The organism is Pedobacter antarcticus (assembly GCF_900112985.1).
Taxonomy (GTDB): Bacteria; Bacteroidota; Bacteroidia; order Sphingobacteriales; family Sphingobacteriaceae; genus Pedobacter; species Pedobacter antarcticus.
In genome coordinates this window covers 537,691-549,187 of sequence record NZ_FONS01000002.1, presented here as the reverse complement: position 1 = coordinate 549,187, position 11,497 = coordinate 537,691, and the positions used below count along the sequence as shown (strand labels likewise).

Sequence of the window (11,497 nt, the reverse complement as noted above, 5' to 3'; positions counted from 1 at the left end):
TCCAATTTCGTATGGTACTCCTTGAGCTGATATTGTATACGATAACGGCTTCCTTTATACTCATCCCCCCATGGATAGCTCGAACAATCGATCGTTTTTCTGCAGTACTGTGAAGCTTGCGTTTATGCAAAATTGAACTGTACTTGTCCAACCACATCCCAAGGGTTTCTCCGGTCATTTTATAAGTCTTTATCAGATCCCTCCGGGGCGTCCCTTCTTCGGCCAGCTTAACAACATGAGCGATCAATCGCTTGTCAAACTTCTGATTTTTACTCGTTCTTTCTGAGTAGAACAACTCTTCTTCTCTTTCCATACACTGTTTTATAGTGTATAGCTTTTTCAGGAATGGACAGAACATGCAGCAGTTTAGATTTTGTCAAAAAACTATTCAGACAACTACACCCCATTATTCAAGAACCTCCAAATACTTATAAATGGGTCAAGGATAGGGTAAAGCCGTTCCAACCCTATGAAAAAAATGGGCCAACTAAGAACGAGACACGACCAAGACTCTAAGAAAACACTTACATGGGTAGATCGGGGTAGTCCATATAACCAAAATTGATTATATTTGGATATGGAAAAATCAATGATCAGATACAAAGGAATTCACCCTGGACTAATTCTGGCACATGAGCTTGAGAAAAGAGGAATAAAAAAAAGACCTTTTGCTTTGTCCATTAATATACTCCCCCAGACCCTGAACGACATCACTAAAGCACGGAGAAGACTTACTCCATCCATATCCCTGAAGATTGACAGAGCACTCTGTCTTGAGGAAGGTACAATGCTTATACTACAGGCCTACTATGACCTAAAAGAAGAAAAAGAAAAGTCACCCGGGCCAACTCCTGACCTGAAAAACTTGAGAAAGATCCTTTTTTGGGATACCGATATCAATAAAATCGACGGGCAAAAGCAGTCCACCAGCATAATTCAGAGGGTCTTCGAGCGCGGAAATGATATCGAAAAGAAAACGCTACTGGACTTTTACGGCAGAAGCAAAATCAAATCAGTTACAGGCAGAAGCGGGATAAAAGATAATTACATTCCCATTATGAAAACCCTTAAATCAAAATAGATGCTAAAGTGGAATACAGTCGATGACCTACTCAAAAATAGCCTGTTAAAACTTATGGCGGCAGAGGAACTCTCCGAAATGCGCCTTGTAGGTGGCACAGCACTAAGTTTGCACCTTGGTCATAGGATGTCAGTAGATTTTGAGGCAATTGAGAAGTTTCTAATTGGCAACATAAAGACTGGCCTAATACTACTTAAAACCGTATAGTTATAATACTTACTGAAGCAGATTAAAGATGGATTATAAAGTATCATTATCGAAAATAGATAGGACGATTAACTTCTAAATTTTATATATTACTTATAACCCATAAATACTGAAAAAATTTACTGTTATGAGAATTTTAATGCTTCCGCTGCTAATAATAATCTTCGCACTTTACATACTCTATAGATTACTAATTACTAAAGATTTAAAAAAACATATTTGGGAATTGTATACTGGTCTTACCTTCATTGGAATATGGTGCATAATAGCATACCTTATTTTATAATAATCTAGCCGCCAAACAAACAATTCGTTACCCATTCCCGCAATTCGTCAACAAACAATTCGTCAACAAACAAATCGACCAATCACCCCCATACCGGACAACGCCCCCGATGGTGTCAAACGTTTAAAAAGTTCGAAATTTTGCGCGTAAAGGCATCAGCTGATTCTACGAATCAGGTGCCGGCCTTTGCGGCGCAAATTTCGAACTTTTTAAACTGCCACCAACAAAAAAAACCAGTTCCTGCAAATGCAAGAATCTGGTTTTCAATATATTTTCGGGAATTAACTCCCTTCAATTGTCAATCCCTGATGCGGAATCTATTTATTAGACTTTTTGATATAGTTTTCAATCGCCATAATCATCGAAGGAGATTCCGGTGATGGAGCAGCGATGTCCACGATAAGATTACTGTCTGTTACCGCTTTATGTGTATTTACACCGAAGGCAGCAATCCTTGTAAAGTTCTGCTGAAACTCCGGAAAATTGATGTAAAGCGACTGGATGCTTGACGGACTAAAGAAACCTATCACATCGTATGTCACATCGGCCAGATCAGATAAATCACTGACGACAGTTTTAAACAATACTGCTGGTGTCAGGTCATACCCGTTTTTGACCAGGAAATTCATGGTGTCTTCCGTTGCTACATCAGAGCAGGGATACAGGAATTTCTCAGATGCATGCTTTTTGAGGACCTCTGCGAGGTCTACAGCAGTCTGTTTTCCGAAGAAAATCTTCCTTTTACGGTACTGAATGTATTTCTGAAGATATAATGCTGTAGATTCTGAACTACAAAAGTATTTAAGATCAGCAGGAACTTCGTAGCGCATTTCTTCACAAATTCTGAAAAAATGATCTACTGCATTTCTGCTTGTAAATACAACAGCAGTATAATCACCTAATGCGATTTTATCTTTTCTGAAATCCCTGGCGGGTACCCCCTCTACATGGATAAAGGACCGGAAATCAACTTTTAAGTTATACTTCTTTGCTAACTCAAAATAGGGGGATTTCTCTGTTTCGGGTTTTGGCAAAGTTATCAGTATACTTTTTACTTTACGCAACCTATCTTCTGTTTTTTCTTGCATTTTACCTAGTTACAGCTCAAAACCTATTGCCTTGATTAATATCAAAATAGGACATATTTCGAGGGCACAAAAGTACACAAATAAATAGAACTTAGGAAACCGATAGTGAGATAATATATTAACACCAGCTCTGATCAATTGAAACGTAAAGATTAGTATGGTTATTACAAAAGCCAAAACAATATAATATATACCGTATTGGAGGGGTGAAAGACCAAAAGCCACTACAAGCGGAATAAACAATAATGAGATATTAAAATAACTTAAATATAATATAGAAACATACTCATGTACGGCCTTCTGAACATTAAACAGGTGGCCCAGGATACGCAGAAACAGGATTTTTAGTGCGTAAAAAACCATTACAAGAACAGACACGCTAATGAAGAAACGGAACCCCTGATTTACGTAGGCCAACTGATAGTACTGAGCTACCAGATAGAAGAACATGCCAATGGTAAAGCCGAACTGTATAAAGTAAAAAAGGAATGACCAGGAGCTGAAAACATTGTCTTCTTTATTGAGATTATTTAACCCTCTATTGCTATAAAAGGCCTGTATGATACTCTGGAGCTGTTTTGGGAAAGAAATTCTAAGTATTCCAAAAAAAGCAAGCAAGACAACTATAACTGCAATTACCCAGCCCTGCCCTTTCGGCTGCGGCTCTCCTGTCCGCAAACGGTTCTCCTTTTTTTTAAGGTGGCCGTACTTTTTAAACCAGGCATCAAGGTCTAGTTTTTCGAAAACATTTGCCTTTATAATACTATCAATGATAATGGACCGGTTTATTAAAGAATCGGGAACGAGCCAGGTGTGGGTCATAATGGAATCCGTTACAAAACGCTGGCGTGCCAGGAAGGCAGGATCCTGATTAACTGCCCGTCGGTATTGTGGCCTGACAGGGACAGAATCTGTTAACCTTACATCTTCCTGTGCAAATAGCAGAGGCTGACCAATGATCAGACACAACAAAAAAGTTACCAGAAAGGATTTCAGCATCAGGTTAAATTTAACGGAATTATGGTTTGTTGCAAATTTATGCTTTTATAATTTCCATTCCTATAACGCAGTTCTGGTTTTATTTTTTCGATATGACACCATATATTTGGATATATGTATTTGACTACGTAGTTTTATATTATAAAGTAAAAACAAATGAAAATTGAGATTTCACCCATAGAAAATGAATATGCAGAACAAGTGATTGATCTGATTTTAAGTATTCAGCAAAAAGAATTTAATGTTGCCATAACGCTGGCCGATCAGCCCGACCTGCTGGAGATTAAAAATTTCTATTATAAGGATGGTGGATGTTTCTGGGGAGCTTTTGCGGACGGTGAGCTGGTTGGTACAATTGCATTGATTAAATTTGATGCGCAAGCGGGTGCCATCAGGAAAATGTTTGTTAAAAAGGAGTTTCGCGGTAAGGAATTCGGAATTGCTCAGCTCCTGCTAGACACATTAATAGACAGCAGCCGTGAAAAAGGGTTGAACAATCTTTACCTCGGTACGATTACAATATTGGCCGCAGCGCTGCGATTTTATGAAAAAAATGGATTTATCCGCATAGCGAAGGAGTCGCTTCCAGAGACTTTTCCTTTAATGAGTGCAGATAATGTATTTTGTAATTTACCCCTGGATTAAAAGGATGAATATCATAGACGAATCTGGCATACTTGCAATTTCTACAAGATTACAGCGTCTGAGTGAGCAACTCAGAAAGGACGGAGCTTTACTTTATAAAAGCTTTGATATTGACTTTGAACCTAAATGGTTCCCGGTCATGTTAACCCTGCACCACAAGGAAATTTTAAGCGTCGTTGAAATAGCAAACGAAATCGGTTACACACACCCTTCTACCATTAGCCTGCTAAAAGAACTGGAGAAACAGAAACTCATCCGGTCTAAAAAGGACAAAATCGATGAAAGGAAACGTTTATTATTGCTGACGGCTAAAGGAAAAGAACTTATTATCCGTATGCAACCAGTCTGGGCCCTGATGATCACTGTACTGCAGGAAATAGCCGACAATGAGCATAACCTCCTGCAGGCTATCCAGCAGGCTGAGGATACCTTAAAAAATCAAAGCTTCCTGCAGCGGGCAATGCAATTGAAGCAGCAGAATACGTCTTCCTAACGAAAATATCCTGGCAGACTGGATCGGCTATTCATATTTAAGTGCTTTAACAACTATAGTCTTTGCAGCCTTATATGCCATTGCACTGACCGTAAGCACACTGATGAATAAGGAAATAAGCATGGTATACAAAAAGGGCATCATGTCTATATCTGTACGATATACAAATCCTTTCAGCCAGGTTGTTCCCAATAGGAAAGCGAGCGGAATCGCAATAATATTTGCAATGAGAATTAACCCCAGGAAGTTTCCATTGATGAGCTTAACGATATGAAAATCATCTGCGCCAAGAACTTTTCTGATCCCTATTTCTTTAGTTCTCTGTTTAGTAACAAAGCTAGCCAGCGCAAACAGCCCGAGTACGGCCACAAAGAGTGCCACATACGTAAAAATGTTAAACAGCTTGCTCAGGTGAATATACTGGATATAAACCTGCTGAAAGCTATTGTCCAGCCATTCATATTCGAATGGGAAGGGTTCTGCTGTCTGCCAGACCGACTCTATTTCCTTGATGGTCTGCAGGAAGTTACCGGGTGCAACCTTAATTACAACGTGGTCTGCTGAATTTGAATTCTCTGTCTCAATCACAAAAGCCATGGGCTCTACCTCAGACTCCATGCCCTTCTGTATATGATTTTTAACAATTCCAGCAATGTGCCAGTTACGAATCCATTGCTCACCCACCATTTTCTGGAGACCGTATTTATCTCTTGCTGATTCATTGACCACTACAGCCGACGAATCTGCAAGGCGTCTTCCGGAGAATAGTTTGCCTTCAGCAGCTCGCATGCCCATCACGTCAAAATAGTCTGCATCAATAGTAATTACGCTCAGATCATTCACCTGCGTATCTTTGTAACTGGAACCGATAACCTGCATTCCCTGTACACCAGGGTAATAATTAACGCGGCCGACTTTAGCTACACCGTCTATTTTTAGCAGACGTTCTTTTAATGATTCGAAGTTTGTGCGTGTTTCATCCTTTCGGATCTTAAATACCATCACCTGGTCACTATTAAAACCAGTGTCTTTATTTTTCATGTAGTCCACCTGCTTGTTAATAATAAACAGGACAGAAATAAATACCGCTGCAATTATAAACTGAGAAACTATCAATACTTTTCTTAACCATAGACTACCTTGTCCTCTTGTAAAATCTCCTTTAAGTACCCTTGAAGGGTTAAAGCCGGAAAGAAAGAATGCGGCATATCCTCCGGCAATTAAGGTGACTATGATCATCACTATCCCGATCTGTAACATCAGTTTTTTTAACAGAAGTGGCGTATATAACACTAGTGTTGTACCCATCATCTTGTTTAATAAAGGGAGACATATTTCTGCGATGGCCCAGGCAAGGCCCATTGCGAGCACACATTGCACGGCAGTTTCAGTCAAAAACTGGATGATAAGTTCTCGTTTACGCGCACCCATCACTTTCCTTACACCAATTTCTTTAGCTCTTCTGGACGACTGTGCAATGGATAAATTCGTAAAATTCATGCAGGCGATAAAAAGCAGGAGGCCGGAAACCAATAACAGTAATCTCTGATTTGCCGCATTACCCCGGCTGGCAATATCCTGTACTGCATTGGCCTTCAAATAAATATCTTTAACTGGTTGTACCAGCAGCTGAATTTTCTTTTTGTTAGAAATGTCTGCAATAGGCAGCTTAGCGGCTGTCTGATTGATTTTCTCTCTGAACTGAGTGATATCTGTTCCTTCGGCTAACTTTAGATAGCTGAAAAAATTAGCGTTTCCCCAACCCTCACCTTTGGATCCTGCTTTTACAAAGCCATCATTTGGCATATGTTCAGGGCTCGACGGATTTTCGTAAACGCCGGTGATGTGATAGGTTTTTTTCTGATCTATTTTAATGGTTTTGCCTACCGGATTGGCATCACCAAAAAACAATTTGCTGGTTTTACTGCTCAGGACGATGTTGTCAGCAGAAGCTAACGCTGTTTTTGCATTACCATAAATGAATTTGTAGGGAAAGAGATCAAACCAACTGCTGTCTACCCCAAGAATATGATCTACATAATGTTCATTTCCCGGATCTCCGACAAGCCTCTGTTTTAAATCCCAGATATAGATTCTGGCATAAGAGAGGATCTCGGGATGATTTGCTTTTAAAGCCGGAGCCAACTCTCCCGGACTGGTTGGGTATTCCTCTGCACCTGGTTCATCAATCACAGAAATCCGGTAAACCTGGTCTGCTACCGGGTTCCAGTTATCGTAGCTGTTTTCGAAATTTACGTAAACCAATATCAGGATAAAACCACTCAGCCCTACAGATAATCCGAAAATATTAATCGCAGTTAAGACTTTATTATTCCAGAGATTTCTTAACGCTAATTTGAGATTTAATATAAACATGCCTAAAATTTACAGAGTTTAACTCTGCTTTGCCAATGATATGCCAATTTAGCAAATCTAACTTTAACGGGGTTGTGCGGCCAGTAATTCCCATTTATTGTTCGTTACCGAACATGCCGCGTACACTACCGGACAAGATAAAGTTTAAATGAACAGGCTGTTCTTTTATCTTTGCCGCCGGGATATAATTCTACCGTCCCGGTTATCAATTTTTGCACATGGAAATTTTAAAAAGCACACCTGAAAATATTGATGAAATATTTTCGGTTTATGACGCCGCGACACAATACCAAAAGACAGTAAACAATAAAAACTGGAAAGGTTTCGAGCGTGAAAGAGTCCTTCAGGAAATTGAAGAAGGCCGGCACTATGTTATTTTAGAAGGAGAAACTATTGCCTGTACGTTCCTAATTAAAGAGGAAGATCGTGCAATCTGGAAAGAGAAAGATGCAGACCCGGCAATTTATATTCACAGAATTGCAACTAACCCAATTTTCAGGGGTGGCGGCTATGTGAAGAAGATTGTAGAATGGGCCAAGGAATATTGTAAACAACACCAGAAAGACTATATCCGGATAGATACCATGAGTGGTAACGAAAGGCTCAATAAATATTATACCAGCTGCGGATTTACTTTTCTGGGTGTAACTGATGTAGAGTGGAGCCCGGAACTGCCAGAGCATTACAGAAACATTAGCCTTAGCATTTTTGAAATTAAGCTTTAACTAGCAGACCCTTTAAATTAGTTCTGGGTAAATAAAGAAGCCGCAACAGTTTATAGCTGAGGCGGCTTCTTTGTTAATTTCGGGTGCTTTGTTTAGAGGGCTACTTTATCTGGTAAATATTTTGCTATCAGGTCTTCATAATAAGGTTTTAATTCACTTACTACGGGTGGTTTCGGACTTTTTGAATAGAGGTCATAAGGATTAAATTTATCGACCCATTTAAACATCTTCTGATCATGTGAATTTAATAAATGGTCATAAGCTTTTTCTCTGTGCTGCGAATAAAAAGAATGATACCGGATCATGTATAAGGCTTCTTCAGGAAGGTGCTGCCTGGTAATATGATAGAGATATTCGTCATGTCCCCAGGACATATGGATATTGTCAAGCCCGCACTGATGTGTGTATACACCGTATTTTGTATTGTAACGTTCGTCTTTGCTATCCGGATTGGCATCAAAAAATTCCGGGAAGACAATTTTATCGGAGAATTTACACCCAACAGGAAACGAATCTCCAACGACATTCCACTGCGGCTCTCCAAACAGGCATAATACTTTTCCCAAGTCATGTATAAAACCGGTAAGTACAAACCAGTCCGGATGTCCGTCTGCCCGGATCGCTTCTGCTGTTTGCAGCAAATGCTGCAGCTGGTCTAAAGAGGTATCGGGATCGGAATCGTCAATCAGTGTATTTAGATATTCCATCGCTGCCCACCATGGTAACTCTTTTTTATCGAATTTCAGGAAGTTTTCCTTTTTTGCCAGGACATTCTCATAGGTCTGGTACTTGTGATTTAACCTGTAAAACTCACGCACAGAGTCAATTTCAGGACTGTCGTAATTTCTAAATTCATCCTTCGTTTTTGCAGGAACTCCCGGCTCAGGGTATCTTTTTAATACATCATCTTCCCAGACATCCAGACTTGATAACGGGGAGATCTCGTCTTTTTCAAACTCTTTCATAAGATAAATTTATAATTGATGATATTTTTGATAGCACATGCTGCAGTACCGATGGTAAATAAAAAAACGCGCTCATACCTAAATCTCCATATAAAGATGTTAAATTAAAGGCTGATTGAATTTTTTATTTACGAATACGTTTAAGTGAATTGCTTTAATATTAAGCAGTTCTGAAAAAAAAAGAATGACCGAGAATGTAACTGTAAAAACTTTAGCCAGAGAATTGAATGTCTCTATTGCCACAGTGTCAAAAGCATTGAATGACAGCCATGAGATTAGTATAGAGACCAAGCAAAAAGTTCTGGCCCTGGCTAAAAAGCTGAAGTATGAGCGAAATCCGTCAGCAAGTAATCTGCGCAGCCAGAAGACCAAAACGATAGCAGTAATTGTCCCCGAAATTGCAAACAGCTTTTTTTCACTGGCTATCAATGGAATTGAAGAGATTGCCCGCAAACGCGATTATCATGTATTGATTTATCAGACACATGAGAATAGTGAAATAGAAACTGCTTTTACAGAAAGTCTGGTATGCGGAAGGGTTGATGGTATTCTGATCTCAATCTCCAGCAGCACAAATAGTAGTTCGCACTTCAAAAGTTTGGTAAAAAAGATTCCGGTGGTGTTTTTTGACAGGGCCTTAGACGACATTGACGCGATCAAAGTTACTACCGATGACTACCAGAGCGCCTATCAAGCCACATTGCACCTGATCGAAAATGGTTGTAAAAATATAGCTTACTTATCTGCTTTGAGCAAGCTTGATACTGGGAAAAAGCGAATCCAGGGCTATTTTGATGCACTGAAAAATAAAGGGTTGAGTTTCAATAAGGGCCTAATGGTTACACATGATCCAGATAGAGACAAAACATACAACCGCATTAAAAACCTGCTGATAATCCAGAAACCTGATGCCATTATTTCTTCTGTGGAAGAGATGGTAATTCCAGCCTATAATGCCTGTAAAGCACTGGATCTGCGGATTCCGGATGATGTTAAAATATTAAGTTTTTCCAATCTAAGCACAGCAGCCCTATTAAACCCGTCTCTCACCACAATTACGCAGCCCGCATTCGAAATTGGTCAGGAAGCAGCGGGTTTTCTTTTTAAACTGCTTGATAAAAAATATATTACAACGGAAGAAATACCAGTTATGAAATCTGTACTGATCAAACGCGATTCTACTTCCGGCCATACGTAAAGGGATCAGAGGCAGAATAAATGCCCCCCCGATTAGATTCATAATTCCTACCTTTGAGCTATCAGTACATCTACTGCCACTCACCCTCAATTACGATTCTAATCACATGTCCGGAATTTATATTCATATCCCTTTTTGCAAACAGGCTTGTCACTACTGTGATTTCCATTTCAGCACTTCTTTGCGGTATACGCAGGAAATGACAGATGCAATCTGCAAAGAAATCGTCATGAAAAAAGAACGTGTCAAAGATGATCTTGGCAGTATCTATTTTGGTGGAGGTACACCTTCTCTGCTGCCAGAAAAGTCTTTTCAGCAAATTTTCGATACAATAACACGTCATTTCTCTATCGCGACAAATGCCGAAATAACAATTGAAGCGAATCCTGATGATCTAAATGCTGCAAAAATTGCCGTATTAAGGCAATTACCTATTAACCGTTTCAGTATCGGAATTCAATCTTTCTTTGAGGAAGATTTACGCTGGATGAACCGCGCACATAACGCAGAGGAGGCCGAAACCTGTATCAAAAGAAGTCAGGATGCAGGATTTGAAAACTTGAGTATAGACCTGATCTATGGTTATCCGCTGCTGACGGACAGCAAATTGCTGGAAAACATTAATAAATCTGTCTCGTTCCAGACACCACATATTTCGGCCTATGCCATGACGGTCGAACCCCGCACTGCACTGGCTTCGGCAATCAAAAAAGGGAAACAGGTTCCGGTAAATGATGAGCAGGCAGCAGCTCAGTTTACCTTATTAACTGAAAAACTGGCTATCGCAGGTTTTGACCAATATGAGATTTCTAATTTCAGCCTCCCTGGTAAACATGCTGTTCACAATACGAATTACTGGCGTGGTATTCCCTATCTGGGCATTGGCCCGTCAGCGCACGGATTCGATGGTTATAACCGCTATCTGAACGTGGCGAACAATGCGCATTACATGAATTTTCTGGAAAATGGCCAGCTAGCGGAAACAGTAGAGGAGCTGCATATCTGCGATCGCTTCAATGAATATATCATGACTTCCCTGCGTACAATGTGGGGTACAGATCTCAGCAAAATAAGAGTGGATTTTGGTAAGGTCTTTGCAGAGGAAACGAAAAAAAACGTGGAAATTTTCAAACAGCGGAAATGGGTTACCGAGCAAAATGAAGTCGTTACTTTAACGCCTGACGGCAAATTATTTGCTGACTATATCGCTTCGGAGCTTTTCCTGCTCCCTGAGGAAATCGCAGAAAAAATTTAAATTTGATTTGGTCAAAAGCAGTGCATTGGTAAAATTACCGGCAGATTACAGGATTCTCCTGCACAGAGAGAACATTTCCGGTTCTCTCAGGTTAAGTTAATGTTTACTTTTTGTAAGGATTTTGTTTTGAAAGCTCCTCGTAATTACAAAAGCATGATTTTTATTTAATTTTGACCACC

Annotated in this window: 12 protein-coding genes; 7 read left to right on the top strand and 5 right to left on the bottom strand. The window is 39.8% G+C overall.

Annotation, left to right across the window (positions count from 1 at the left end):
• A partial coding sequence (locus BM192_RS07480) for a helix-turn-helix domain-containing protein (RefSeq protein ID WP_139218414.1) occupies nucleotides 1-313 on the bottom strand: 313 nt, incomplete at its 3' end.
• A gap of 264 nt (nucleotides 314-577) precedes the next feature.
• Here BM192_RS07480 and BM192_RS07475 point away from each other — a divergent pair.
• The gene (locus BM192_RS07475) at nucleotides 578-1,081 is read left to right on the top strand and encodes a helix-turn-helix transcriptional regulator (protein ID WP_037443532.1); all 504 of its coding nucleotides are present in this window, start codon (nucleotides 578-580) and stop codon (nucleotides 1,079-1,081) included.
• On the top strand, nucleotides 1,082-1,288 hold the full coding sequence (locus BM192_RS07470) for a hypothetical protein (RefSeq protein WP_037443530.1): 207 nt from the start codon (nucleotides 1,082-1,084) through the stop codon (nucleotides 1,286-1,288).
• Between the two features lie 603 nt (nucleotides 1,289-1,891).
• Here the strand turns inward: BM192_RS07470 and BM192_RS07465 are convergent.
• Complete coding sequence (locus tag BM192_RS07465) at nucleotides 1,892-2,662, bottom strand: uroporphyrinogen-III synthase (RefSeq protein WP_037443528.1); 771 nt, start codon at nucleotides 2,660-2,662, stop codon at nucleotides 1,892-1,894.
• 9 nt (nucleotides 2,663-2,671) lie between these two features.
• The gene (locus BM192_RS07460) at nucleotides 2,672-3,661 is read right to left on the bottom strand and encodes a DUF4271 domain-containing protein (RefSeq protein WP_037443526.1); all 990 of its coding nucleotides are present in this window, start codon (nucleotides 3,659-3,661) and stop codon (nucleotides 2,672-2,674) included.
• A 156-nt stretch (nucleotides 3,662-3,817) separates the two neighbouring features.
• Here BM192_RS07460 and BM192_RS07455 point away from each other — a divergent pair, with 156 nt between their 5' ends.
• Nucleotides 3,818-4,306, top strand: coding sequence for a GNAT family N-acetyltransferase (locus BM192_RS07455; protein WP_037443524.1), 489 nt, complete (start codon nucleotides 3,818-3,820; stop codon nucleotides 4,304-4,306).
• Nucleotides 4,307-4,310: 4 nt separating this feature from the next.
• Nucleotides 4,311-4,799 (top strand): MarR family winged helix-turn-helix transcriptional regulator, encoded by a 489-nt coding sequence (locus BM192_RS07450; RefSeq protein ID WP_037443534.1) that lies wholly within the window; start codon nucleotides 4,311-4,313, stop codon nucleotides 4,797-4,799.
• A gap of 27 nt (nucleotides 4,800-4,826) precedes the next feature.
• Here BM192_RS07450 and BM192_RS07445 read toward each other — a convergent pair whose 3' ends face one another.
• Complete coding sequence (locus tag BM192_RS07445) at nucleotides 4,827-7,175, bottom strand: ABC transporter permease (protein WP_037443521.1); 2,349 nt, start codon at nucleotides 7,173-7,175, stop codon at nucleotides 4,827-4,829.
• Nucleotides 7,176-7,393: 218 nt separating this feature from the next.
• Between BM192_RS07445 and BM192_RS07440 the strand changes: the two genes are divergently transcribed.
• Complete coding sequence (locus BM192_RS07440) at nucleotides 7,394-7,900, top strand: GNAT family N-acetyltransferase (RefSeq protein WP_037443519.1); 507 nt, start codon at nucleotides 7,394-7,396, stop codon at nucleotides 7,898-7,900.
• Between the two features lie 92 nt (nucleotides 7,901-7,992).
• On the opposite strand, the gene BM192_RS07435 is transcribed toward BM192_RS07440, so the two are convergent.
• Entirely contained in the window at nucleotides 7,993-8,865 is an 873-nt protein-coding gene (locus BM192_RS07435) for an inositol oxygenase family protein (RefSeq protein ID WP_037443516.1), read from the bottom strand.
• Nucleotides 8,866-9,049: 184 nt separating this feature from the next.
• On the opposite strand from BM192_RS07435, the gene BM192_RS07430 reads away from it, so the two are divergent.
• On the top strand, nucleotides 9,050-10,063 hold the full coding sequence (locus BM192_RS07430; protein ID WP_037443513.1) for a LacI family DNA-binding transcriptional regulator: 1,014 nt from the start codon (nucleotides 9,050-9,052) through the stop codon (nucleotides 10,061-10,063).
• Between the two features lie 106 nt (nucleotides 10,064-10,169).
• Nucleotides 10,170-11,318 (top strand): radical SAM family heme chaperone HemW, encoded by a 1,149-nt coding sequence (hemW, locus tag BM192_RS07425; protein WP_074588872.1) that lies wholly within the window; start codon nucleotides 10,170-10,172, stop codon nucleotides 11,316-11,318.
• The last annotated feature ends 179 nt before the right edge of the window (nucleotides 11,319-11,497 follow it).

What these genes read in the sequence shown, in the direction of transcription:
- BM192_RS07445 (WP_037443521.1), bottom strand. Translation starts at nt 7,175, where the DNA reads ATGTTTATATTAAATCTCAAATTAGCGTTAAGAAATCTCTGGAATAAT.
- hemW (WP_074588872.1), top strand. Translation starts at nt 10,170, where the DNA reads ATGTCCGGAATTTATATTCATATCCCTTTTTGCAAACAGGCTTGTCAC.
- BM192_RS07440 (WP_037443519.1), top strand. Translation starts at nt 7,394, where the DNA reads ATGGAAATTTTAAAAAGCACACCTGAAAATATTGATGAAATATTTTCG.
- BM192_RS07475 (WP_037443532.1), top strand. Translation starts at nt 578, where the DNA reads ATGGAAAAATCAATGATCAGATACAAAGGAATTCACCCTGGACTAATT.
- BM192_RS07470 (WP_037443530.1), top strand. Translation starts at nt 1,082, where the DNA reads ATGCTAAAGTGGAATACAGTCGATGACCTACTCAAAAATAGCCTGTTA.
- BM192_RS07450 (WP_037443534.1), top strand. Translation starts at nt 4,311, where the DNA reads ATGAATATCATAGACGAATCTGGCATACTTGCAATTTCTACAAGATTA.
- BM192_RS07430 (WP_037443513.1), top strand. Translation starts at nt 9,050, where the DNA reads ATGACCGAGAATGTAACTGTAAAAACTTTAGCCAGAGAATTGAATGTC.
- BM192_RS07460 (WP_037443526.1), bottom strand. Translation starts at nt 3,661, where the DNA reads ATGCTGAAATCCTTTCTGGTAACTTTTTTGTTGTGTCTGATCATTGGT.
- BM192_RS07455 (WP_037443524.1), top strand. Translation starts at nt 3,818, where the DNA reads ATGAAAATTGAGATTTCACCCATAGAAAATGAATATGCAGAACAAGTG.
- BM192_RS07435 (WP_037443516.1), bottom strand. Translation starts at nt 8,865, where the DNA reads ATGAAAGAGTTTGAAAAAGACGAGATCTCCCCGTTATCAAGTCTGGAT.
- BM192_RS07465 (WP_037443528.1), bottom strand. Translation starts at nt 2,662, where the DNA reads ATGCAAGAAAAAACAGAAGATAGGTTGCGTAAAGTAAAAAGTATACTG.